General features: G+C 60.1%; 21 protein-coding genes, 1 tRNA gene and 1 pseudogene. 9 read left to right on the top strand and 14 right to left on the bottom strand.

What is annotated here, in order from left to right; genetic code table 11:
• Window positions 1-21 precede the first annotated feature (21 nt).
• Window positions 22-1,101 (top strand): tartrate dehydrogenase, encoded by a 1,080-nt coding sequence (locus ACWR1S_RS06325; RefSeq protein ID WP_137216568.1) that lies wholly within the window; start codon window positions 22-24, stop codon window positions 1,099-1,101.
• A 118-nt stretch (window positions 1,102-1,219) separates the two neighbouring features.
• On the opposite strand, the gene ACWR1S_RS06320 is transcribed toward ACWR1S_RS06325, so the two are convergent.
• On the bottom strand, window positions 1,220-2,146 hold the full coding sequence (locus ACWR1S_RS06320; protein WP_454562860.1) for a 2-hydroxyacid dehydrogenase: 927 nt from the start codon (window positions 2,144-2,146) through the stop codon (window positions 1,220-1,222).
• Between the two features lie 271 nt (window positions 2,147-2,417).
• Here ACWR1S_RS06320 and gabT point away from each other — a divergent pair, with 271 nt between their 5' ends.
• The 3 genes from gabT to ACWR1S_RS06305 all read left to right on the top strand — a co-directional run bounded on the left by gabT (window position 2,418) and on the right by ACWR1S_RS06305 (window position 4,995).
• A complete protein-coding gene (gene gabT / locus ACWR1S_RS06315; protein WP_454562859.1) occupies window positions 2,418-3,710 on the top strand; it encodes a 4-aminobutyrate--2-oxoglutarate transaminase in 1,293 nt (430 codons plus the stop codon).
• Between the two features lie 95 nt (window positions 3,711-3,805).
• Entirely contained in the window at window positions 3,806-4,462 is a 657-nt protein-coding gene (locus ACWR1S_RS06310) for a 2-haloalkanoic acid dehalogenase (RefSeq protein ID WP_454562858.1), read from the top strand.
• Window positions 4,463-4,506: 44 nt separating this feature from the next.
• Window positions 4,507-4,995 carry an Lrp/AsnC family transcriptional regulator gene (locus ACWR1S_RS06305; RefSeq protein ID WP_016987783.1) on the top strand — a complete coding sequence of 163 codons (489 nt, stop codon included), beginning with the start codon at window positions 4,507-4,509 and terminating at the stop codon, window positions 4,993-4,995.
• Between the two features lie 33 nt (window positions 4,996-5,028).
• Here the strand turns inward: ACWR1S_RS06305 and ACWR1S_RS06300 are convergent, their stop codons facing one another.
• The 6 genes and pseudogenes from ACWR1S_RS06300 to ACWR1S_RS06275 form a co-directional block, all read right to left on the bottom strand.
• The gene (locus tag ACWR1S_RS06300) at window positions 5,029-5,952 is read right to left on the bottom strand and encodes a LysR family transcriptional regulator (protein WP_212621736.1); all 924 of its coding nucleotides are present in this window, start codon (window positions 5,950-5,952) and stop codon (window positions 5,029-5,031) included.
• 93 nt (window positions 5,953-6,045) lie between these two features.
• Window positions 6,046-6,756, bottom strand: a complete 711-nt coding sequence (locus ACWR1S_RS06295) for an SDR family NAD(P)-dependent oxidoreductase (protein ID WP_454562857.1) — start codon at window positions 6,754-6,756, stop codon at window positions 6,046-6,048.
• 49 nt (window positions 6,757-6,805) lie between these two features.
• Window positions 6,806-7,462: a DsbA family oxidoreductase gene (locus ACWR1S_RS06290; RefSeq protein ID WP_454562856.1), complete on the bottom strand. Its 657-nt coding sequence runs from the start codon at window positions 7,460-7,462 to the stop codon at window positions 6,806-6,808.
• The gene (locus ACWR1S_RS06285) at window positions 7,459-7,674 is read right to left on the bottom strand and encodes a tautomerase family protein (RefSeq protein ID WP_454562855.1); all 216 of its coding nucleotides are present in this window, start codon (window positions 7,672-7,674) and stop codon (window positions 7,459-7,461) included. The genes ACWR1S_RS06290 and ACWR1S_RS06285 overlap by 4 nt, the downstream gene beginning before the upstream one ends.
• A gap of 158 nt (window positions 7,675-7,832) precedes the next feature.
• Window positions 7,833-8,528 (bottom strand): tRNA (adenine(22)-N(1))-methyltransferase, encoded by a 696-nt coding sequence (locus tag ACWR1S_RS06280; protein WP_454562854.1) that lies wholly within the window; start codon window positions 8,526-8,528, stop codon window positions 7,833-7,835.
• A 145-nt stretch (window positions 8,529-8,673) separates the two neighbouring features.
• Window positions 8,674-9,737, bottom strand: a pseudogene (locus tag ACWR1S_RS06275) (NAD(P)-dependent alcohol dehydrogenase).
• Window positions 9,738-9,925: 188 nt separating this feature from the next.
• On the opposite strand from ACWR1S_RS06275, the gene ACWR1S_RS06270 reads away from it, so the two are divergent.
• The 3 genes from ACWR1S_RS06270 to ACWR1S_RS06260 all read left to right on the top strand — a co-directional run bounded on the left by ACWR1S_RS06270 (window position 9,926) and on the right by ACWR1S_RS06260 (window position 11,463).
• Window positions 9,926-10,852, top strand: a complete 927-nt coding sequence (locus ACWR1S_RS06270; RefSeq protein WP_454562853.1) for a Gfo/Idh/MocA family protein — start codon at window positions 9,926-9,928, stop codon at window positions 10,850-10,852.
• A 169-nt stretch (window positions 10,853-11,021) separates the two neighbouring features.
• Window positions 11,022-11,222 (top strand): hypothetical protein, encoded by a 201-nt coding sequence (locus ACWR1S_RS06265; protein ID WP_102899126.1) that lies wholly within the window; start codon window positions 11,022-11,024, stop codon window positions 11,220-11,222.
• Window positions 11,223-11,250: 28 nt separating this feature from the next.
• A complete protein-coding gene (locus ACWR1S_RS06260; RefSeq protein ID WP_454562852.1) occupies window positions 11,251-11,463 on the top strand; it encodes a DUF2945 domain-containing protein in 213 nt (70 codons plus the stop codon).
• Between the two features lie 5 nt (window positions 11,464-11,468).
• Here ACWR1S_RS06260 and ACWR1S_RS06255 read toward each other — a convergent pair whose 3' ends face one another.
• Window positions 11,469-12,407, bottom strand: coding sequence for an AraC family transcriptional regulator N-terminal domain-containing protein (locus tag ACWR1S_RS06255; RefSeq protein WP_454562851.1), 939 nt, complete (start codon window positions 12,405-12,407; stop codon window positions 11,469-11,471).
• A gap of 11 nt (window positions 12,408-12,418) precedes the next feature.
• Window positions 12,419-13,252, bottom strand: a complete 834-nt coding sequence (locus tag ACWR1S_RS06250; protein ID WP_454562850.1) for an oxidoreductase — start codon at window positions 13,250-13,252, stop codon at window positions 12,419-12,421.
• Window positions 13,253-13,547: 295 nt separating this feature from the next.
• Here ACWR1S_RS06250 and ACWR1S_RS06245 point away from each other — a divergent pair.
• Together ACWR1S_RS06245 and ACWR1S_RS06240 are read left to right on the top strand one after the other, a co-directional pair.
• A tRNA-Lys gene (locus ACWR1S_RS06245) sits at window positions 13,548-13,622 on the top strand.
• A 25-nt stretch (window positions 13,623-13,647) separates the two neighbouring features.
• A complete protein-coding gene (locus ACWR1S_RS06240; RefSeq protein WP_454562849.1) occupies window positions 13,648-15,933 on the top strand; it encodes a hypothetical protein in 2,286 nt (761 codons plus the stop codon).
• 72 nt (window positions 15,934-16,005) lie between these two features.
• On the opposite strand, the gene ACWR1S_RS06235 is transcribed toward ACWR1S_RS06240, so the two are convergent.
• From ACWR1S_RS06235 to ACWR1S_RS06215, 5 genes are all read right to left on the bottom strand, one after another.
• A complete protein-coding gene (locus tag ACWR1S_RS06235; protein WP_454562848.1) occupies window positions 16,006-17,271 on the bottom strand; it encodes an FAD-dependent oxidoreductase in 1,266 nt (421 codons plus the stop codon).
• Entirely contained in the window at window positions 17,261-18,853 is a 1,593-nt protein-coding gene (locus ACWR1S_RS06230; protein WP_454562847.1) for an aldehyde dehydrogenase (NADP(+)), read from the bottom strand. Before ACWR1S_RS06230 ends, ACWR1S_RS06235 begins: the two co-directional genes overlap by 11 nt.
• Window positions 18,854-18,925: 72 nt before the next feature.
• Complete coding sequence (locus ACWR1S_RS06225) at window positions 18,926-19,873, bottom strand: dihydrodipicolinate synthase family protein (protein ID WP_454562846.1); 948 nt, start codon at window positions 19,871-19,873, stop codon at window positions 18,926-18,928.
• A gap of 55 nt (window positions 19,874-19,928) precedes the next feature.
• Complete coding sequence (locus tag ACWR1S_RS06220; protein WP_454562845.1) at window positions 19,929-20,855, bottom strand: 4-hydroxyproline epimerase; 927 nt, start codon at window positions 20,853-20,855, stop codon at window positions 19,929-19,931.
• A gap of 22 nt (window positions 20,856-20,877) precedes the next feature.
• Complete coding sequence (locus tag ACWR1S_RS06215) at window positions 20,878-22,503, bottom strand: APC family permease (RefSeq protein ID WP_454562844.1); 1,626 nt, start codon at window positions 22,501-22,503, stop codon at window positions 20,878-20,880.
• Window positions 22,504-22,542 lie beyond the last annotated feature (39 nt).

The raw sequence follows: 22,542 nt of genomic DNA, 5'->3' as shown, positions 1-22,542 counted from the left end.
ATGCACGGGGAGGCAGGTTCAATGAGCAAGGCATTCAAGATCGCCGCGATTGCCGGCGACGGCATTGGCAAGGAAGTGTTGCCCGAAGGTTTGCGGGTGCTGGAGAAGGCTGCGAGCAAATGGCAGTTGGACTTGAACATTGAAGTTCTTGAATGGGCCAACTGCGATTACTACCTGGAGCATGGGCAGATGATGCCCGATGACTGGTTTGAGCAGCTCAAGGGCTTCGACGCGATTTATTTCGGCGCCGTCGGCTGGCCAGACAAGGTGCCCGATCACATTTCGCTGTGGGGATCACTGCTGAAGTTTCGCCGCGATTTCGACCAATACGTGAATATCCGTCCGGTGCGCCTGTTTCCCGGTGTCCCGTGCCCGCTGGCCGGGCGCGAACCGGGCGACATCGACTTCGTGGTGATCCGCGAGAACACGGAGGGCGAGTATTCCTCGGTAGGCGGAAAAATGTTCGAAGGCACCGAGCATGAGTTCGTGCTGCAAGAGTCAGTGTTCACTCGTCGCGGTGTCGACCGAATTCTGAAATTCGCCTTCGATCTGGCCCAGACCCGTCCGCGCCAGCGTCTGACGGCGGCGACCAAGTCCAACGGCATTTCCATCAGCATGCCCTACTGGGACGAGCGCACCGCGTTGATGGCGGCGAACTACCCGCAAGTTACCTGGGACAAGCAACACATCGATATCCTCTGCGCACGGTTCGTCTTGCAACCGGATCGATTTGATGTGGTCGTGGCCTCTAATCTGTTTGGTGACATCCTGTCCGACCTGGGGCCGGCGTGTGCCGGAACCATTGGCATTGCGCCTTCGGCCAACCTTGATCCTGAGCGCCGTTTTCCCTCGTTGTTCGAACCGGTGCATGGTTCGGCGCCGGATATCTACGGGCAGAACATTGCCAACCCGATTGCGATGATCTGGTCCGGTGCGTTGATGCTCGATTTTCTCGGCAACGGTGATGAGCGTTATCGGGCTGCGCATGACGGGATATTGCGGGCAATCGAGCAGGTGATTGCCGACGGGCCGATTACCCCGGATCTCGGCGGAAAAGGCGCGACGCAAGACGTCGGTAAAGCCATCGCCGACATCCTTTGAGCCCACATCAATTCCGCTTGGGGGAGCGAGCCTGCTCGCGAAAGCGGTGTCAGCCCAGAGATGATCAACTGACGATGCACATCGCGAGCAGGCTCGCACACTTGGGTTATTGATGTTTTCAGTAACCCTGCTGGCGGTCGATCTGGCCCGCCATTGGCTCCCCGCGCTGAAACCGGCGAATGTTTTCCAGCAACACCGCAAATGCGGTTTGCGGTTGCGTCATCGCCGCAATGTGCGGCGTCAGCAGAATCTTTGGATGCGCCCAGAACGGATGATCCGCCGGAGCTGGTTCTTCCTGTAATACATCAAGCACCGCGCCACTGAGCTGTCCGCTGTCCAGTGCTTGCAACAGATCGCTTTCCACCAGATGCCCACCACGGCCCATATTGATCAGCGCCGCACCGTGGGGCAGTTGCCGGAACACGTCACGATCAAGAATCCCTTGGGTCTGTTCGGTCAGCGGTAACACGCACAGGAGAATGTCGCACTGGCTGAGAAACGCCGACAGTTGCGCGTCACCCGCGAAGCAATCCACACCGGCAATTTGATGGCGGCTGCGTGCCCAGCCTTTCAACGCGAACCCCAGCGGCTGCAACGTCGCCAGAATCTGTTGCGCCTGCGCACCGAGCCCCATTACCCCGACCCGCCGCGTGTGCGCCGGTTGCAGCATGTGCGCCTGCCAGCAACGCGCGTTTTGTTGCTGACGGTATCGCAACATGTCGCGGTGCAGGCTGAGCACGGCGAAACTGGCGTATTCGCACATGCCACGGGTGATGCCGGGATCAAGCAGGCGCACCACCGGCAGGCTGGGTGGAAGGCGGCTCAGATCCAGTTGATCGACACCGGCCGACAGCGCGAACAACACTTTCAGGTTTGGCAACACCGCAGCCAGATCGTCCGGCGCTTGCCACGCAGCCAGGTAATCAATGTCGGCCGGATCGCCGATATTTGGCCAGGCGCGCCATTCGATGTCCGGGGCGTGTTCGGCGAACAACGCTTGCCACTGTTCGCCGCGTACAGGGTCAGCTTTATAAAGCAGGGCCATGAGCAATTCCTGAAAGGGGTAGGTGCTTTCATGATCGCGCAATGCCGGCGCAGGATCTGTCGAAAGCGTCGGTGCAAACGGTCTGCGTCACGCTCGATGAACGCAACGGCGGCAGATTCGTCGGGCTGAAGGAATCTGCCGTTTGGCAGGGTCAAAACAGTCGATCCGAATTTCTCAGGGGGGAAGTTCGGCGTAGTTCGTTTCGCACAAGCCTTAATCTGAACACCATTGCAACCACCTCCAGGTTGCCGGACTCACGATGGGAAATGCCATGAATAGCAAAGTCGACGACACCCCTCATTTGCTCCGTCAGCGCGATCAATTCGTGCCGCGTGGCCTGGTTACCGCTCACCCATTGGTGATTGATCGCGGCCAGGGCGCCGAGTTGTGGGACGTGGACGGCAAGCGCTACCTGGATTTTGTCGGCGGCATCGGCGTGTTGAACATCGGTCACAACCATCCCAAAGTGGTGGCGGCGGTGCAGCAGCAATTACACAAGATTTCGCACGCCTGCTTCCAGGTGGTCGCCTATCAACCTTATCTGGATCTGGCCCAGCGTCTGTGTGAAATGATCGGTGGCCAGCAAGCCTATAAGGCCGCGTTCTTCACCTCCGGCGCCGAAGCGGTCGAGAACGCAGTGAAAATCGCCAGGGCTCACACCGGCCGTTCGGCGGTGATTGCCTTTCGTGGCGGCTTCCATGGTCGTACCTTGCTGGGCACCACGCTGACCGGCATGAGCCAGCCTTACAAACAGAACTTCGGCCCGTTTGCACCGGAGGTTTTTCACACGCCTTACCCGAATGCCTATCGCGGCCTGACCAGTGACATGGCGCTCAAGGCCCTTGAGGAACTGTTCGCAACGCAAGTGGCGCCTGAGCGGGTGGCTGCCATCATCATCGAACCCGTGCAAGGCGACGGCGGCTTTCTTGCGGCACCGTCCGAGTTTCTGCAGGCCCTGCGCGCGCTGACCGAAAAACACGGCATCGTGCTGATTCTTGATGAAATCCAGACGGGGTTCGGCCGCACGGGCAAATGGTTCGGTTTCCAGCACGCGGGCATCCAGCCGGATCTGGTAACCGTGGCGAAAAGTCTGGCCGGTGGTTTGCCGCTGTCGGGGGTGGTCGGTAAAGCGGCCATCATGGACGCGCCGTTGCCCGGAGGTCTGGGCGGCACTTACGGCGGCAACGCGTTGTCATGCGCAGCGGCGCTGGCGGTGATCGAGGCCTTTGAGGAGGAGCAGTTGCTGGCACGCGGCGAGGCGCTGGGCGAGCACTTGCGTCAAGGCTTGTTGCAGTTGCAGAGCCGCTACGCGCAAATCGGCGACGTGCGCGGTACGGGGTTCATGCTGGCGATCGAGTTGATCAAGCCTGACGACGCACGTACACCCGACGCGGATCTGAATCAACGCTTGATCGATGAGGCGCGCAAGGGCGGCTTGCTGGTGATCAAGTGCGGTGTGCACCGCAATGTTCTGCGTTTTCTCGCGCCACTGGTGGCCACGCCGGCGCAGATCGACGAAGCCTTGCAGATTCTCGACAGCGCCTTGGCACGCGTCTTGAACTGAGTGCCTGTGCGCTCGCGGCGGTGCGCCAGCGCATCGCTTGTGAGCATTTGTGGAGCATGGACGGATGGAATGCATCATTGGAGGCTTCGCACGCCATGGGACTGATTGATTATCGAGCGTTGCTCATTGATTGCGATGAAGCGCTGGTCGACCGCGACTCGGGGGTCTGGACGGCATTGCTACCGCTGCTGGTCAGTCGGGGTGGTCAGCCGGACAAGGATCAGGTGCTGGCTGAATACCGCGAAGTGCTGCATGCGCTGTATCCGCGTTTCGCTGAGCTAGGCTTCAGTGGCATGTTGTGTTTCGCCCATCGTCAACTCGCCGAACGCTGGTGCTTGAATGCCAGTTGGGAGGAGGGCATGAGCTTCGCCCGGTCGGTGGCGGCATGGTCATTGTTTGAAGACGCGCCAGGTGCGATGTTGTACCTGCGCAAGTTCTACCGCCTGCTGGTCCAGGGTGACCGCGATGCCGAAGATCGTGGCCCGCTGTGCGAGCGTTTGGGGATCAATGCCGACGACTTCATTTCATTGGCCGACGCACCGTTGCAGGACGCCAATTGGCTGATCGCCAACGCACTGGCACCGGGCGACATTCTCCATATCACGCGCGCAGGTGCGCGCCGAGGGTCGGAGAATGACGTGTGCCTGATCAGTCGTGATCGGGGCAGGCAACCCACGCCCTGCTCGGCGCAATACTGCATCAACAGCATGGCAGACCTGGTGACTCAGCATCAGCTGTCATTACGGCGCTGATTTTGCTAGAAGATTGTCCTACAAATGGCAGTCAGAGGTATGCAATGGAAGGGATAGTAAAACTGGACCGGATCGACATCAGCATTCTTGTCGAGTTGCAGAAGGATGGCCGCATGACCAACGTCAGCCTGGCCGATGCCGTCGGGCTGTCGGCCAGTCCTTGTCTGCAACGGGTCAAGCGACTGGAATCGGCGGGTTATATTTCCAGCTACAAAGCGCACCTGAATCTGGCGAAGATCACCGACTCGGTCACGGTGTTTACCGAAATCACCTTGAGCGATCACAAACGCGAGGATTTCGCCAAATTCGAATCCAATATTCGTTTGGTCGACGAAGTGCTTGAATGTCATTTGATCAGCGGTGGCTACGATTATCTGGTGCGTTTCATGACCCGCAGCATCCAGCATTATCAGGAGGTGATCGAAAGCTTGCTGGACAAGAATATCGGCATTTCCAAGTACTTCAGTTACATCGTCATCAAATCGCCCGTACTCAAGGATGGCGTGCCGCTGCGCAAGTTGCTGCGGCACTGAACTGCAGTGACTGCCACCACGTGGGCTTCAGCGCTAATTCCCGGCCCACTCATCACGAAACTGCAGCAGAAAATCAACAAACGCCCTGACCCGTTGCGGCACATAGCGGCCGTGCGGGTACAACAATGTATAGGGACGCGAGCGGCCGGCGTACGGCTGGAGAACTTCGACGAGGCTGCCGTCGGCCAGCTCCTTTTCGACGATGAACTTGTAAGTCTGAAAGACCCCGGCACCATGTTTGGCCAGCGTGACGCCGCCCAGTACATCGTCGGAGCACGAGTAACCACCGTCGGAAAACACTTCACGATCCTGCCCGTCTTCCTGAAACAGCCAAGATATTCGCCGCCCGCTGCTCGGCAGTTCGAACTGAATGCATTCGTGTTGCACCAGATCCTCAAGCGTCTGCGGTGTGCCAGCCTTTTTCAGATAGTCGGGCGAGGCGACCACCACCAGTTTTGCGTCCTCCAGCAGTCGCGCGACCATGGTCGAGTCCGGTTGCGCGCGGACGCGGATCGCCAGGTCGTAGCCTTCGCCGACAAAGTCGATATTGCGGTTGCCCAAATGAATGTCGACGGTGACGTCGGGATAGAGCGCGCGGAATTTCGGCAACAGCGGCAGGATACGGTGATGCCCGTAAGTGGTGGGCAGGCTGATGCGCAACAGCCCTGAAGGTGACGACTGTGCGCCCATGACTTCTTGTTGCGCTTCCACCAGTTGGGTCAGGGCCTGGCTGCACTGGACGAAAAAGTTTCTGCCGGCCTCGGTCAAGCGAATGCTGCGCGTGGTTCGCGCGAACAGGCGCGAACCCAAGCGTTGTTCCAGACGCAGAATCGACCGGCTCACGGCGGCCGGCGTCACGCCCGCGAGCTGGGCGGCGGCGGTGAAACTGCCGGCTTCAGCGGCGAGGCAAAAGAGTTCGATGCTGCCCAACTGCAAGTCTTCAAAGTGGCGCTTCATGGGATAAGCCTGAGGATCAACTGAGGGTTCATCTTCAGGCTTATCTCATGAAGCGGCACCGCCGGTACACACCGGCAGTGCTGCGGGGAGGTATCAATGCCCAGCGCTTTGACCACCGTCGACATGGAGGATTTCGCCGGTCACGAAGTTCGCGCCGTCCAGGTAAAGGATCGCTTGCACGATGTCATCGATCTCACCCATATGGCCGACCGGGTGCAGGCTGCCGAGGGCGGCGTGCGTCTCTTCGCCGTGCATCGGCGTTTTGATGATGCCCGGCGACACCGCGTTGACCCGAATGCCGCGCTTGGCGTACTCGATGGCGAGGGATTTGGTCGCTGCATTGATGCCGCCCTTGGTCAGCGACGCGAGCACCGACGGCACGCCGTCAATCGCGTGATCGACCAGACTGGTGGTGACGCTGACGATGTGGCCACTGGCGTTTTTCTCCATTTCAGCAATGGCCAATTGCGAGATGTGGAAGAAGCCGCTCATGTTGGTCGCCACGACCTGTGCGTAGTCTTCCTTGCTGTATTCGGTGAAGGGTTTCGCTACGAATATCCCGGCGTTGTTCACCAGCGTGTCGATATGCCCGAAACGTGCAACGGCTTCGCGAATCACGCGCTCGGCGGTCTGCGGGTCGGCGATATCACCGGCGACGGCGAGAATATCCGGGTCAGTGGACGGTTTGATCGAGCGCGAGGTCGCGACAACCTGATAGCCGCGCTCACGGAAACCCTTGACCAGGCCTGCGCCAATGCCTTGCGAGGCGCCAGTGATCACTACAACTTTTTTGGACGTGTTCATGATGTTTCCTCATGCAATCTGGATGGTTTGAATAAACGAATTTCGGTTTTCAGGCGTGCGCCGCAACCTGCGCGGCCTGACGTAATGCTTGCTCGTAATAAGCGATGGACTGGGAACCGGGGATGACCTGTTTGTCATCGAGAACCATCGCCGGAACTGAGTCGATTCCGCGTTGCTGATAAAACCGTTCGAGCTCGCGCACGGCCTGGCTGAACTCCGCGTTGGCCAGCACCTCTTGCGCACGCGGGCCATCGAGTCCGACTGCTTCTGCCAGTGTCAGCAGCGTGGCGTGGTCATTCGGGTTCTTGCCGTCAGTGAAGTAGGCCTTGAGCAAGGCTTGCTTCAACTCACGCTGACGTCCTTGTGTGGCGGCCCAGAACAACAATCGATGGGCATCGAAGGTGTTGTGGAAATGGCTGCGTTTTTCCAGGTCGAAGTGAAAGCCGATCTGCTCGCCGCGTTTGATGATCATCGCGTTGCGATCCGCCACTTGCTCAGCGCTGCGCCCGTATTTGCGCATCATGTGCTCGATGGCGTGTTCACCTTCGGCGGGCATGTCCGGATTCAGTTCGAACGGTTTGTAGGTCAGTTCCACGTCGACTTCGCCCGCCAGGTTCTTGATCGCCTGCTCCAGAGCGGTGGCGCCCAAAGCACACCAGGGGCAAACGACATCCGACACAAAGTCGATTTTCACGGTGCGGCTCATGACTGCGAGTCCGCCAACCGTTGGCGATATTCGGTGGTGGTGATGCCGGCATAACCCCAGTTATCGGTGTCGACTTCCTCGATCACGATGTGGGTGAGTTTCGGGTCCTTGTGCAGCACCCGCTCCATCGTTTCGGTGATTTCCTTGATGACTTGGGCTTTCTGTTCCCGGGTCACGCCGTCACGGGTGATGCGTACGCTGATGAAAGGCATTTGAGGACTCTCCAGTCGCCGGCCCGTCGGAGTGAAGGGCGGCCGTTGGAGAGAACTTTAAGAGCAGGGGTGGGAGTTGATAAATGGGGTTTGAGGTACTTCATTTGTGATGTGGTGTATCAAATGAGGCGCGCGCCTTTCCAGCGAAGTGCCGGCGCTCAGGCCAGCAGTTCGCTAATCCAGCGTGTCTGTTGCGTCAGGTCTTGCACCTTTCCATCCGGTAAACCCTGCTGCGCATGGGCGAGTTGGCTCAGCGTCTTCTGCTTATGGTGAAGTTTGTGCTGCCATTTGCGCAGAAACTCGGGGCTACGGGCCTGCATCTGCAAGGGGCCGAAGTACAGTTCCTGGTCGGTATAGATCACCGGTTCAGCGCGTTCGGCGACGATGATTTCGTAGTGGAAGCGGTTTTCCCGCAGCAGTTCTTCGCTGAGGATGCGGTAGCCGTTTTCCATCAGCCATTGGCGCAGCGGTTGTTCGCCGCCATTGGGTTGCAGGATCAGGCGTTCCTGGCCGTTGAGGTGGGCCTTGCCGCTGTCGAGGATGTCGCGGATGGTTTCGCCGCCCATGCCGCAGATCGTGATGGCGGTGATGCCGTCGTCAGGTTTGATTGCTGCTAGACCATCGGCCCGGCGCACGCTGATGCACTGCTGCAGATCATTCTCGCGCACGGTGCGTTCAGCCGCGTGGAACGGCGTCAACGCGACTTCGCCAGCCACGGCCGTGCTGATCAGGCCACGGCGCATCAGGGCCACCGGCAGATAGCCGTGATCCGAGCCGATATCCGCCAGTCGCGCACCGGCCGGCACGTGGGCAGCCACGCGCTCAAGGCGCATGGACAATGAATGTTCGTTCAACGGCAACCCCTGTTCAACACAATCCTGCGGCCCGATGGCAGGCAAAGGGGTGCGACTCTGGCGAGCAACGTCGGGCCTGTCAAATCCCGGCGACGGAATCCAACGGCTGATTGGCAACGCCGGGCTGCCCATCAGCCGTTTGCGCTTAGCTCGCCAACGTTGCGTTGTCGATCACAAAACGATATTTCACATCGCCCTGGAGCATGCGCTCGTAGGCGTCGTTGATCTGGTCGGCGCGGATCAGTTCGATGTCGGAGACGATGCCGTGCTCAGCGCAGAAATCCAGCATCTCCTGAGTTTCCGGAATGCCGCCGATCATCGAACCGGCAATCGTGCGGCGCTTCATGATCAGGTTGAACACGTTCGGCGACGGGTGCGAGGTGGCCGGTGCGCCGACCAGCGTCAAGGCACCATCGCGCTTGAGCAGCACCAGGAATGCATCGAGATCGTGCGGCGCGGCGACGGTGTTGAGGATCAAGTCGAAACTCTTGGCGTGCGCGGCCATTTCTTCGGCATTGCGCGATACCACCACCTCATCGGCGCCCAGCGCTTTGGCCGCTTCGCGTTTGGATTCTGACGTAGTGAATGCAACCACGTGAGCGCCCAGGGCGTGGGCCAGTTTGATGCCCATGTGGCCGAGACCACCGATGCCGACCACGCCGACTTTCTTGCCGGGGCCGGCGTTCCAGTGGCGCAGCGGCGAGTAGGTGGTAATACCGGCACACAGCAGCGGCGCGACGGCGGCCAGTTGCGCTTCGGGATGACGGATGCGCAGCACGTAGCGTTCATGCACGACGATGTTTTGCGAATAGCCACCCAGCGTCCAGCCCGGTGCGTCCAGCCCGGTGCGTCCGGGGTCGGGAAGTTGTAGGTGCCGATCATGCCGTCGCAATAGTTTTCCAGACCGCTTTCGCAGTCATCGCAATGTTTGCAGCTGTCGACGATGCAACCGACGCCGACCAGATCACCGACCTTATAGTCCGACACATGTGCGCCGACGGCGGAAACGCGACCGACGATTTCATGCCCCGGTACGCATGGGAATTGTGTACCGGCCCATTCCGCGCGCACCTGGTGCAGATCCGAATGGCAGATGCCACAAAAGGCGATATCGATCTGCACATCATGGGCGGCCGGCGCGCGGCGGTTTATCTGCATCGGTTCAAGGGGTTTGTCGCCCGCGTGGGCGCCGTAGGCTTGTACAAGCATGGGAACATCCTCGATCGGTTTGTCGTAAGGCATTGTTTCTTTTCCGGCGCTTCGGGCACTAGTGCATTCCTGTGCAATCCTTGCCTGATCCTGTGCGTTGTTGTGACATTGCGCGGACAGACGCTCGTGGCGTTTGCAGGTAATCTCCCGGTTCACTGACGACAACAAAATCAAAACAGGAGTCATTGATGCAACCAATCCGTCTCGGTCTGGTGGGCTACGGCAAGATTGCCCAGGATCAACACGTTCCGGCGATCAACGCCAATCCCGCTTTCCAGTTGGTCTCCGTCGCCACTCAAGGCAAGCCCTGCGCCGGCGTGGAGAACTTCCAATCGTTGAGTGAGTTGCTGGAAAACGGTCCACCGGTGGATGCGATTGCCTTCTGCACGCCGCCGCAAGGGCGTTTTGCACTGGTGCAGCAAGCGTTGGCCGCCGGCAAACATGTGCTGGTGGAAAAGCCGCCGTGTGCCACGTTGGGTGAGGCATTGGCCTTGGTCGATCAGGCCGCAGAGCACGGCGTCAGCGCCTTGTTTGCCTGGCATTCACGCTACGCGCCCGGTATCGAAGCCGCCCGCGACTGGCTCGCCTCGCGCACGCTGCAAAGCGTACGGATCGACTGGAAAGAAGACGTGCGCAAATGGCACCCCGGTCAGACCTGGATCTGGCAACCCGGCGGCCTCGGCGTATTTGATCCGGGCATCAATGCCTTGTCGATCGTCACCCACCTGCTGGCGCTGCCGCTGTTTGTCGAATCCGCTGAACTGCGCGTGCCGAGCAACTGCCAGTCGCCAATCGCTGCGTCGATCAAAATGGCTGATGCGCATCAACTCGATGTGCGTGCGGAGTTCGACTTCGACCATGGACATGATGAGTTGTGGAGTATCGAGGTGCGTTGCGCTGAAGGCGTGTTGCGCCTGGATAACGGCGGCGCATTGTTGAGTATTGACGGTGTGCGCCAGGCCGTGTCGGAGGAGGGCGAGTACGCAGCGGTGTATCGGCATTTTCAGCAGTTGATTGGCGACAAGGCCAGCGATCTGGATGTGCAGCCGTTGCGCTTGGTGGCGGACAGTTTTTTTGTCGGCAGTCGGGTGTTGGTTGAGGCGTTTTACGATTAAAGGCCGGCTGGCCCGGCACGGTTATTTCAGTCGCCAAGCGAAAGCCTGCCCTTGAACGGCAGGCTTTTTTCGTTGGAGCACCGTTCGTCCATTGCCCGGCACTTGCGCTGTGCCGTTGCCTCTCACGTTTAAGCGCGGATATCCCGCGTACAAAAACGGAGAAACAAGCATGGACATCGATGAAAATGCACCGGGCAACCGGTCACAGCAAGACGTGACACGGACGACGGACAATGAGACGGGGCATGATCCGAAACGCAACCCGCCCGAGGTTCCATTGCCCGCCGATGAAGAGTCGCCGGTCGATGAAGACATGACGGATGTGGCGGCCAACAACTCGGTGTCGAGCGAGCATCCCGAGTCGCAATGACCGGATTGAAAAGTGTGGGGGACAGGCCATGAGCACGTCATTCAAGGTCGGCGACGCGGTTCACTGGAACAGCGAGGCTGGCGAGATTCGCGGCAAGGTGGTCAAGGTGCACACCCGGGATGTCGAGTTCATGGGCCGTCATCGGCCTGCTTCAAAGGACGAGCCGCAGTACGAAGTCAAAAGTGACAAGACCGGACATTTGGCGATGCACCATAGCGCGGCGCTTCATCCCGTGAAATGACTGGTCTAGTGCGACGAAACGAATTCGGAAGGCGTTGTCGGCGGCGGCAATGAGTACGTCGCCTTCATCCATTCAAGCTCCGCTCGCGGCGTCCGGCCGAAAAACCGTTTGAACTCGCGACTGAATTGCGAGGCGCTTTCATAACCGACGTCGAACGCTGCCGCCGATGCGCTCATGGCCTGGCGCAGCATCAGCAGCCGCGCCTGATGCAGGCGTGTCGACTTCAGGTATTGCATCGGCGAGGTATCGGTCACGCTGCGAAAGTGCAGGTGAAAACTCGGTACGCTCATGCTCGCTTCGTGGGCCAATTGTTCGACGTCGAGGCGCTGCTGATAACAGCTGTGAATCTTGCGGATCGCCCGGCTCACCTTGCCGAAATGCCCGCGACGATGCAGCGCAGCACGCATTGATCCACCTTGCTCGCCTGTGAGAATGCGGTAATAGATCTCACGTACCAGCGCCGGCCCGAGAATTTGCGCTTCACCGGCGACGCTTATCGTCTCGAGAAAACGCAGGGTCGTGGTGCGCAGCGCGTCGTCCATCGGCGAGGCGTACATGCCTTTTGGCTCAGCATCGCTGACGCCATGCACCTCATCGACTTGCAACATCAACTCGCTGGCCAACTGAAAGTCCAGTTGCATGTAAATCGCGAGCATCGGCTCGGCTGCCGTGGCGTCGGTCTCCATGGTGAAGGGGATGGGCACGGACACCACCAGATAATGCTGCGCGTCATAGACGTAGGTGTCCTCACCCAGATAACCGCGCTTGCGACCCTGGCAGAGGATGACAATGCCGGGGTCGTACAACACCGGGGTGCGGGTCAGTGGGCGATTCGAGCGCAGGAAGCGCACGTCATCGAGCGCGCTGAGGTTGTAGCCCTCGACCGGCGCGAGGGCTTCCATCAGTTGCACCATGCGCGCGGTGCTGCGATCGGCCGGCGTCATTTTTTTCTCTCTCAGTGATCGGTGGAGCAGCTCAGCGCTTGCCATTGATCAATCTCGTCAAGCGCCTGTTGCAGTCGGTCACGCACCAGTCTCAACGCATCACTGCCGAGTAACAAATGGGCGGGAGGCTCGGGACAATCGATGATCTGCAGCATCGCTTGCGCAGCCTTTTGCGGGTCGCCGAGCTGTTTGCCGCTTTTTGCTTCCCGGGCTTGGCGGATCGGGTCGAAACTGGCGTCGTAGTCGGCAATGGTGCGCGCGGTGCGTTGCATCGAGCGGCCGGCCCAGTCAGTGCGAAACGAGCCAGGGGCCACCGCCGTGACAAAGACATTGAAGGGGCGCAGCTCTTTGCTCAGGGTATCGGAGATCCCTTCAAGCGCAAATTTGCTGCCGCAGTAATAGGCGATGCCGGGCATCGTGATGGTGCCGCCCATGGAGGTGATGTTAAGGATATGGCCGGCGCGACGCTGGCGGAAGTAGGGCAGGAAGGCCTTGGTCATGGCGACCGCGCCGAACACATTGACGTCGAATTGACGGCGCATGTCCTCCAGCGGGGATTCTTCAAAAATGCCTTCGTGACCGTAACCGGCATTGTTGACCAGCACATCGACCGGACCGTGCGTGGCTTCGACTTGCGCAACGACACTGTCGATCCGCTCGAAATCAGTGACATCCAGCAGCACGCCGCAAGCGTTGTCCGGGGACAGTGCCTGGAAGTTTTTCAGGTCGGTTTCATTGCGCACAGTACCGATCACGCGGTGGCCGTTGGCAAGGGCTTCCTTGGCCAGTGCATGGCCGAAACCGCTGCTGACGCCGGTGATGAACAGGGTTTTAGTGTGAGTCATGTCGAGCTCCCATTGGGTCAGGTCTGAGGCCATGGTAGCGATCAACAAACGGCGCACCTATGCCGGTTTATCTTTGAGCATTGCCTATTCCTATCAGGCTGAACTTCTACGACGGACGCCATTAAACAGAAAAAGACTGCCATGACGGATGCGCCTCGATACGTGGTCAAGAGTGACAGGACCGGTCCCCGAAGAGAGTAACGGCGTGCTCGTTTCAGCTCGTGTGCGCGAATTGTCTCGCAACAGACACCAGGCTTCACATTCCTTCGTGGCTGGTCGACAATGCGCGCTCTGTTCCGGGGTAGTTCAGCGGTGGAACACTCGGCTCTTAACCGGGTGGGCGCTGGTTCGAATCCAGCCCCCGGACCCATTACATTGCAGGGTCACAAGGAAGTATGTCCAGGGACGACGGTGAGTTCGGCGAGCACGATGGCGTGAATGCAGGTTATGCAGTGTTCCAGCTCTCACGAGCGTTGATCGCTACACAGCGCGACGCTGATCCTCAGGCACGCAAGCGAGTCGAGCGCTGGCAGCGGGTGGTCGAACACCTGATGCAGGGCAGCGCACAATTCGGTTCACGCGTGCCGTTCGCCGATTTGCCGCCGTGGATCACGCTGGACGTGGCGATGGGTGGATTTGCCACCGGGCAACTTCTGGCCGGTGGCGCTTTGACTGCCTATGAGCGCCAGTTAGCCGTGTCGATCCCCGGCATTCGTGCCGGGCATGAACGGTTCGATCTCAACGTCTGGCACCTCTCCGATGTGGGCGTCGCAACGCTGCAAGAGCGTTTAGCGAGCGGCACCTATCAAATTGATGTTCCGGAGGAAGCCGCACTGCTGACAGTGTCATGGCTTTTGCGGCATCAACGTACTGACGAGGCGCGAACGCTGATCGAGCAGATCGTACCTTTCTTCGATCGCCTGCGTTTCTTCCCAACTGCCGTTGACGAGCCGCCGATTTCCACGGCTGAGGTGCATGTTTTTGATAGCGCCAGTGTCAGGCAACGGCTGAACCGGCAATTGGCTCAACCGCGTCTGGCCATCCAAAAGCATGTGATTGAAAATCGTCTGCCTCTCTACGACGCTGCGGTCTCACTGTTTCTTTTGACCTGTCAGGATGGCTGGCCTTGCAGACACTATCCTGAAGGCTGGTTCGAACGCGCAACGGCACTCGAGGCGCAGATCGCTCGGAACTGTAGTGTTGAACGCCGCAGCAACGGTTCCTTCAAAACCCGGGCGGCGGAACTGTTTGCGTTGCTCGGTCAGTGTTTGCGCGATCAAGCATCATTGACGGGCCGCCAAGTCGGTCGCATCCGGCGCATTGTTGATGACTTTGTGGCCAAACACGGGCATCCCGATTCCGCCGCACATTCCCTTAAACGAGCAGAGCAGCGCCAACATGTGGCGGCCCCCGGGCATCATTTGATCGCTCGGGCTGTCTCGGCACGTTTGGCTAGTTACCCGGGTTCGGACGGCGTCAGTGACTTTTCGCCGTTGCTTGAACCGATCACCGATGAGGAGGCGAAGCGTCACCAGCTGACCCTTGGTGTGATGATTCCGCCTGCGGTTCGCCGCCGTCTCGAGCGTTGCCGCAAGGGGACCATTGCCGAGTTGATTGATCATGGCTTGATCTCATCCGCCGATACCGTGGCGCAGGTTCTGCCTGCAATGACAGCGCAAATCTGTAGCAGCGTATACCGGGACGGGATGCTGCAGTCGTTGGCGGGTGCAACGTATCGCGCCTTCCGTCGTCGGCGCTCGTTGCTGCTGCTTAACCTGCAAAGTCAGGTCAAAATTGCCGAGCTGCCGTGGGTCGCGGCCGTAGAGGGTGAGCGTGAGGCGAGTGCTATCTCCGCCACGGGTGCCAGGCAAGCGTTGGTCGAGGCCTCTGCAATGACCCTGTCGGCGTTTCCGCAGGCCATTCTTCCGAACAAGCTGCTACAGGAATTTGTTTCACTGGCTGAAACGGCGAAGCTGGATCTTCCTTTCGTCGATGAGGTGGCGGCTGACATTTTTATGGGGGCATTCTCGAACAAGTTCACGAGAGCCGCCAGGCAATCGGCCAGATTTATAGCCGGAACGCTTTACGCTCGTTATTACGACATTGATACGGATCGCCTGGCAGGCCTTCCCGATCAGCGCCGATCTCGGCGCAGAAGCAACAGCCGTGATGCGTTGGCGACGCTGTGCGCACAGCGGGCAAACGCCACCTTTGGCACGTGGCGGCCAGCGGTCAACGGCACGATACTCGAACAGCAGCAGATTCTGACGACGCAAAACCTCGCGCTCCTGTTCGGCGAATTGAACCTGAAAACACTGCTGCATCATCGTTTGAGCGCGCTGGCGCTGGCGTGCTTCGAGTGGATTTGCAAGCGGCAACAAATGCACATCACGCATTACCATGCGCGTCTGGTGATGTTGAAGAACACGGCGTATGCCTGGCGTCAGATGATGTTTTACTTGTCGATGCTGGATGGCGAGCTGTTGCGTCCTGCGCTCGACAGCCTCGAGTCTCATTTCGCAGCGCAATCCAGCGAATTCCGCGAAAGGTTTCTGCCTGCCGTGATTGGCTTGCGTGTTGCCGCTGCCGGGCATTGGCTGACGTTGAGTCGCCAGAAAGATGAGGGCGCGAGGATTTTTCTGGGGTGGACCACTGAGCGCCACTGGTTAATCCCTTTGTAGCGCCTGCCGATCTGCCAGTGCGCGGCCACCAGCCTGCGCCGGAAAGCAGGCTTGTGGGTCAGAGACTTCCTTTCAGAAACGATCGAGCCTGTACGGTTCGTTGAGTGGCAGCCCGCAGGCATCTTTTGCAGTCGCAGGCAAAGCCATCCGCACCACCATCTCCGCCGTCACCGCCGCCTGCGTCAGCCCCAGATGCTGATGCCCGAACGCAAGCAACACCTTGCCCTCACACACCTGATCAATCACCGGCAGCGAATCCGGCAACGACGGTCGAAAGCCCATCCACGGCGTCGCCGCTTCAGCGCTCAGATCCTTGCGAAACAAGCCCTGACTCAACCGATGCAACTGCCACGCGCGTTCCATGCTCGGTGGCTTTTCCAGCCCGGCGAACTCGACGGTGCCGGCCAGACGCAACCCTTCGGACATCGGCGTCATGATGAACTTGCGTTCCAGCGAGGTCACGGGGAAGGGCAGTCGGTCGTGTTCCTGAGGCAGCATCAGGTGGTAACCGCGCTCGGTGTCCAGCGGTACTTTTTTGCCGGTGAGGGCGGCGGTGAGTTTCGCCGAGTGTGCGCCGCAGGCAATCAGCACGCGGCTGGCGGCCAGGCTGCCATCGCCGGTGGTCAGCGTCACCCCGTGCTCTTGCACATAGCCACCCTGAACCTGCTGCTGTACGAAGCTCACGCCGCTGGCCTTGGCAGCTTCGACCAATTCACACACTACGCGGTACGGGTCGATGAAATGCCCGGTGCGCGGAAAGAACAGGCCGCCCTGAATCTGTTCGCTGAGTTGCGGCGCGGTGTCGCGTAGGGTGCCGGCCTGCCAGTAATCGACCGGCACCTGCTGCTGATGCAGTCGAGCCTGTAATGCCTGAATTGCCTGACGCGATTCGGGGCGTTCGAACACCAGCAATGAGCCATCGACCTTCAGCAGCTCAGACCGCTGGATGTCGCCGAGCAAGCGCTGCCAGGCCTCCAGACTGCGTTCATTGAGCGCGCGCAAGCCTGCCACGGTGTTCTGAAACGGCGCCGGGCGCAGGTTCAGCAACAAGCGCGTAAACCACGGCAAGGCGCGCGGCAGGTATTTCCAGTCCAGCCGCAACGGCCCCATCGGGTCCATCAACATGGCGGGCAGGCGCTTGAGGATGGATGCGTCGGCAATTGGAAACACCTGCTCGGTCGCCAGATGCCCGGCATTGCCGAACGAGGCGCCGTGGCCGGGTGGCTGCTGATCGATCACCACCACGTGCAATCCCTGGCGAGCCAGACGCAGTGCGCAGGCGACGCCGATGATGCCGGCGCCGACCACGGCGATGTCGTGGGAGACGTTATTGGTCATGGTGCTGCGCTTCCCTTTGCCCATCGAGCAGGCGTCGCAATTGCAGCGGATTACCTTGTTTCAATGCGTCAGGTAACAAGCTGTCGGGGAAGTCCTGATAGCACACCGGGCGCAGGAAACGCAGGATCGCCGCCGTACCGACGGATGTCGTGCGCGCGTCCGAGGTGGCCGGGAACGGCCCGCCATGCACCATCGCGTCACACACCTCGACCCCGGTCGGCCAGCCATTCACCAGCAAGCGACCGGCCTTGCGTTCCAGCGTCGGCAGCAATGCGCGTGCCTGCTCAATGTCTGAATCATCCAGGTGCAACGTGGCGGTCAATTGGCCTTCCAGATGCTCGGTGACTTGGTGGATCTCGGCATCAGTGCTGCATTGCACGATCAGCGCCGCCGCCCCGAATGCTTCCGCTTGCAGGCAATGATCGATGAGAAAGTCAGCGGCCTCGGTCACGAATACATGGGCCTGACATTGATTCGGGCCGTTGCCGATCTGACCTACACCGCTGAGGCGTGCTGCGGCATTCTCGGCCAGTGCATTCACCGCGGATTGGTAAGCGCTGAAGATGCCCGGTGTCAGCATCGTTTGCGCCGAACTGCGTTGAATGATTACGGCGGTGGCGGCGACAAACTTGTCCAGCGCCGGTCCTTTCAAGGCAATCACCAAACCCGGATTGGTGCAGAACTGACCCGCGCCCAGCGTCAGCGAAGCCAAAAACCCTTCGGCCAACGCTTGCGTGCGATTGTCCAGCGCCGCCGGAAACAGCAGCACCGGATTGATCGAACTCATTTCCGCGTACACCGGAATCGGCTCGGGCCGCGCTTGCGTCGCTTGAATCAGCGCCAGGCCACCACTGCGCGAACCGGTGAAGCCCACCGCTTTGATCCGTGGATCAGTGACCAGCGCAATGCCCACTTCACGGCCGGAACCGTACAGCAAGGAGAACACGCCTTCCGGCAAACCACAGGCTTTCACTGCCCGCGCCACTGCGCGACCTACCAGTTCGCTGGTGCCGGGATGGGCACTGTGCGCCTTGACGATCACCGGGCAACCGGCGGCCAAGGCCGAAGCGGTGTCACCGCCCGCCACCGAAAACGCCAACGGGAAATTGCTCGCACCAAATACCGCGACCGGCCCCAGTGCAATCTGCCGTTGACGCAGATCGGCACGCGGCAGCGGTTGGCGTTGCGGCTGCGCGCTATCGACGCGCACATCCAGCCACTCACCGGCGCGCACGGTGCGGGCGAACATTCTTAATTGTTGGCAAGTACGCCCGCGTTCGCCTAGCAAACGTGTACGCGGTAGCCCGGTTTCGGCGTGGGCACGCTCGATCAGTTCATCGCCGAGCCCTTCGATTTCTCCAGCAATGCTTTCCAGAAATTCGGCGCGGAGATTCAGTGCTGTCTCGCGATAAACATCGAACGCTGCCCAGGCCAGCGCGCAGGCCTGTTCGACATGCTCGGCCGCTCCACCGCCATACGCTGGCTCCAGCGTTTCATTGGTAGCCGGATTGATCCCGCGAATGGCGGCGCGATGGCCCGCAACCGTGTGCTGCCCGATCAGCATGTGGCCCTTCAGAGTCATGGTGTCTTCCTGATAAAGAGGGAAATACCTGCCGCGTAGCACAACGCATCGCGGCAGGTGAGGCTTGCGATGTCAGGCGAAATTCTGTTCCGCCGACCAGTTCTCGTACCAGTGACGGAACAGCGAATACTGCTTCTCGGCATAACGCCGTTGCGAGTCGCTCAGCGCATCGGTTTCGTTGAAGTGCAGGGTGTATTCCTTGTCGCCGTTGAGCACCATCAAGTGCTTGTAGTACAGCACCAGGTCGCAGCCTTCATCGAACGACGACAGCACTGCCAGCGCCGATTCCAGCTCTCGCGCCTGACGACGGGCCTTGGCATCACCCTTGGCCGCTTGCTTGCTCAGTGCCACCAGTTGCAGCACTTCGCGGGGCAGGGCGTTGCCGATGCCAGTGATGGCGCCGGTGGCGTTGCAGTTGACGAAACCGTGCACCACTTGTGTATCAACGCCGACCATCAGGGTCACGTCTTCATCTTTGGACGTGATGTTCTCGGCGGCGTAACGCAAGTCGGCACCACCGCCAAATTCCTTGAATCCGATCAGGTTCGGGTGCTCGCGACGCAGTTCGAAGAACAGGTCGGCGCGGGTGGCGAAGCCGTAGTAGGGGCTGTTGTAGATCACTGCCGGCAGGTTTGGTGCGGCTTGCAGAATCGCTGCGAAGTGGGCTTTTTGCGCGGTCGCCGAAGCACCACGGGACAGTACACGCGGAATCACCATCAAACCTTGCGCGCCGACTTTCGCTGCGTGCGCTGCATGGGCAACCGCTTCGCGCGAGTTCACTGCGCCGGTTCCGACAATGGTTGGAATCCCGGCGGCGACCAGACGCGCCACGCCTTCCTGACGTTCGGCTTCGGTCAACAGCGGCCAGTCGCCCATCGAGCCGCAATAAACCACGGCGCTCATGCCGACATCGATCAGCTCGCGACCCTTGGCCACCAATGCGTCGAAGTCGGGTTTGCGCTGGGCGGTGCACGGGGTCATCAGGGCCGGCATGCAACCGGTGAAGATGTTGTCGCTCATTGTTTTAACTCCTTGGCACATCATTCAAAGTAAGGTGAAAAGTCAGCGCGGTGACTCAGATGCCCCACGCGAACGGGTCTGCTTCGTCGATCAGCAAGGTGCTGTCGGCGGTCATGTAAGCGCGGCCGGTGATGAACGGGCGAATGCGCTCGCCGTCCCATTCGAAGCGGCCTTCGAACTGGCTGCCGGTGATGCTCGCCTGCACCCAGGTGGCGCCGGGTTGCAGCTTGTCGTCGGCGGCGAGGCAGGCGAGTTTGGCGCTCGTGCCGGTGCCGCACGGTGAGCGGTCGTAGGCTTTGCCGGGGCACATGACGAAGTTGCGGCTGTCGGCTTCGTCGTCATCGGCAAACAGTTCGATGTGATCGATGACGGCACCGTCTTCGCCGAAAATGCCCTGATCTTCGAGGGCCTTGAGCATGGCCCAGGTGTACGCGGTGAGGTGTTCGACGTTGTTCATCGTCAATGTCTGGCCGTGCTCGGACACGAGGAAGAACCAGTTGCCGCCATAGGCGATATCGCCCAACACGCGGCCGTAACCCGGCACCTCCACCGGCACCTGTTTGCGGTGGCGATAAGCGGGGACGTTGCCCAAGGTGACGGTTCCGTCGTCATGCAACGTGGCGCTGACCGTGCCGACTGGCGTGTCGATTTTGTGGATGCCCGGTTGGATTTTTCCCAAGTACTGCAACGAATTGATCAAACCAATCGTGCCGTGGCCGCACATGCCGAGATAACCGGCGTTGTTGAAGAAGATCACCCCGCAGGTAGCGTCCGCTGAGACCGGCTCGCAATACAGGGCGCCGACCAACACATCGTTGCCGCGCGGTTCCAGCAGGCAGGCGCGGCGCCATTGATCATGCTGAGTGCGCAGTGCGTCGCGTTTTTCCACCATGCTGTTGCCGGGCAGGCCGGGGAAGCCTTTCATCACCAAGCGCGTCGGTTCACCGCCGGTGTGGGAATCGATGACGTGTAGTTGTTTCATGAATAGATCCCGTTGGATGATTTCAGTAGGCGCCGGCAGGGCGCGCAGACACGGTCGAGGCCGGGGCGGAGACTTCGCTTTCCTCATCGTCCTCTTCCAAACGCAGCAGGTGCGCCGGTACACCGGTCGCCGCGCCCCTGTAATAAATACCGGTGGCACAGGCCGCGACGACGAGGGTGTCGTACGGGTGGGCGAGGATGCCGAGGCCGCCGAAGGTGCCGAGTTTCGACAGGACGATGGTCACCGCGTAGAAGGCGATCAGCCACGCCGACGAGCGCACCTGACGCGCCAGATTCAGGTGGGCGGTCGGCACAAAACGACCGCAGAGCAGATAGACCACGAACATCAGGATTTGCAGGCCGAGCAGCCACGACACGGTGTTCCAGCCCGACCAGTAAACGATCAGTGCGGCGATGATGAACGACACCGGCCCGAGCAGACCCATGCACTTGACCCGGAACGGCCTCGGCATGTCTGGCGCATTGCGGCGCAGCGCGGCCACCGTTACGGGCGCCACGGCGTAGCTCAACACCAGCGCAGCGGAAACCACGTTGATCAGTGCTTCCCATGATGGGAATGGCAGGGTCCAGAACACCGACAGGGCGAAGGTCAGCCACAGCGCCGGTCGCGGGATGCCGGACTTCTCATCGATATGGGTGAAGACTTTGAAGAAGGTCCCGGTCTGCGCCCAGCCGTAGATCACGCGTGGGGTGGCGTTCATGTAGATGTTGCCGCAGCCGCTTGGCGAGATCACCGCGTCGGCGACCACCAGATAGGCCAGCCAACCCACACCGAGTGCCAGGGCGATGTCGCGGTACGGCAGGGAAAACTCCTTGCTGATCCCGGCCCAGCCATTGGCGAGCATTTCGGTCGGGATGCTGCCGAGAAAGGCCATTTGCAGCAGCACGTAAATCAACGTCGACAGCAGCACCGAGAGGATCAGTGCGATGGGAATGGTGCGCTGTGGATTCTTCACTTCACTGGCCACGGAGATGATCGGCGTCAGCCCCAGATAAGCGAAAATCACGCCACCCGCCGACACCGCCATTTCGATACCGGACAAGCCGAACGGGGCGAAGCCCTGCACGTGGAAGTTGGCCGGTTTGAAGAAGGTGAACAGGACGCCGATCACCAGCAGCGGCACGATGAACTTGAACACGCTGACCAGATTGTTGGCCTTGGCGAAGGTCTTCACGCTGCGGTAGTTGAGCAGGAAAAACACACAGAGCAGGCCGAACTGCACCAGCCAGCCGAGGATCGTCGGATCGCCAGAGCCCGCCTTGGTCAGCTCGGGAAACCATGCCGCCGCGTATTGGCGCGAGGCAACCACTTCGATCGCCACCAGACTGGAAAACGCAATCAGCGTGATGAAGCCCATCAGGTAGCCGAGCAGCGGCCCGTGGGAGTAAACCGGATAACGCACCACGCCGCCGGCACGGGGTAGTGCGGCGCCGAGTTCGCAATAGACGATGCCCAGCAACAACACCGCAAAACCACCCAGCAGCCAGGAGAAAATCCCCGCCGGCCCGGCGATGGCGGACACATGACTGGCCGCGAACAACCAGCCGGAGCCGAAAATCGCACCGAGCCCGATAAATGTGAGGTCGATCAGTGAAAGCTGTTTTTTGAACTTGCCTTGGCCTGACATGGCATCGCCTTCTTGTGAGTTATTGGATAGGCAGTTGTG

It is taken from the genome of Pseudomonas sp. AIG, assembly GCF_977020205.1.
This window is presented reverse-complemented; position numbering and strand designations above follow the sequence as displayed.

Excerpts from the sequence above, each read along its gene's own strand:
- ACWR1S_RS06325 (WP_137216568.1), top strand. The coding sequence starts at position 22 with ATGAGCAAGGCATTCAAGATCGCCGCGATTGCCGGCGACGGCATTGGC.
- ACWR1S_RS06320 (WP_454562860.1), bottom strand. The coding sequence starts at position 2,146 with ATGGCCCTGCTTTATAAAGCTGACCCTGTACGCGGCGAACAGTGGCAA.
- gabT (WP_454562859.1), top strand. The coding sequence starts at position 2,418 with ATGAATAGCAAAGTCGACGACACCCCTCATTTGCTCCGTCAGCGCGAT.
- ACWR1S_RS06310 (WP_454562858.1), top strand. The coding sequence starts at position 3,806 with ATGGGACTGATTGATTATCGAGCGTTGCTCATTGATTGCGATGAAGCG.
- ACWR1S_RS06305 (WP_016987783.1), top strand. The coding sequence starts at position 4,507 with ATGGAAGGGATAGTAAAACTGGACCGGATCGACATCAGCATTCTTGTC.
- ACWR1S_RS06300 (WP_212621736.1), bottom strand. The coding sequence starts at position 5,952 with ATGAAGCGCCACTTTGAAGACTTGCAGTTGGGCAGCATCGAACTCTTT.
- ACWR1S_RS06295 (WP_454562857.1), bottom strand. The coding sequence starts at position 6,756 with ATGAACACGTCCAAAAAAGTTGTAGTGATCACTGGCGCCTCGCAAGGC.
- ACWR1S_RS06290 (WP_454562856.1), bottom strand. The coding sequence starts at position 7,462 with ATGAGCCGCACCGTGAAAATCGACTTTGTGTCGGATGTCGTTTGCCCC.
- ACWR1S_RS06285 (WP_454562855.1), bottom strand. The coding sequence starts at position 7,674 with ATGCCTTTCATCAGCGTACGCATCACCCGTGACGGCGTGACCCGGGAA.
- ACWR1S_RS06270 (WP_454562853.1), top strand. The coding sequence starts at position 9,926 with ATGCAACCAATCCGTCTCGGTCTGGTGGGCTACGGCAAGATTGCCCAG.
- ACWR1S_RS06265 (WP_102899126.1), top strand. The coding sequence starts at position 11,022 with ATGGACATCGATGAAAATGCACCGGGCAACCGGTCACAGCAAGACGTG.
- ACWR1S_RS06260 (WP_454562852.1), top strand. The coding sequence starts at position 11,251 with ATGAGCACGTCATTCAAGGTCGGCGACGCGGTTCACTGGAACAGCGAG.
- ACWR1S_RS06255 (WP_454562851.1), bottom strand. The coding sequence starts at position 12,407 with ATGACGCCGGCCGATCGCAGCACCGCGCGCATGGTGCAACTGATGGAA.
- ACWR1S_RS06250 (WP_454562850.1), bottom strand. The coding sequence starts at position 13,252 with ATGACTCACACTAAAACCCTGTTCATCACCGGCGTCAGCAGCGGTTTC.
- ACWR1S_RS06240 (WP_454562849.1), top strand. The coding sequence starts at position 13,648 with ATGTCCAGGGACGACGGTGAGTTCGGCGAGCACGATGGCGTGAATGCA.
- ACWR1S_RS06235 (WP_454562848.1), bottom strand. The coding sequence starts at position 17,271 with ATGACCAATAACGTCTCCCACGACATCGCCGTGGTCGGCGCCGGCATC.
- ACWR1S_RS06230 (WP_454562847.1), bottom strand. The coding sequence starts at position 18,853 with ATGACTCTGAAGGGCCACATGCTGATCGGGCAGCACACGGTTGCGGGC.
- ACWR1S_RS06225 (WP_454562846.1), bottom strand. The coding sequence starts at position 19,873 with ATGAGCGACAACATCTTCACCGGTTGCATGCCGGCCCTGATGACCCCG.
- ACWR1S_RS06220 (WP_454562845.1), bottom strand. The coding sequence starts at position 20,855 with ATGAAACAACTACACGTCATCGATTCCCACACCGGCGGTGAACCGACG.
- ACWR1S_RS06215 (WP_454562844.1), bottom strand. The coding sequence starts at position 22,503 with ATGTCAGGCCAAGGCAAGTTCAAAAAACAGCTTTCACTGATCGACCTC.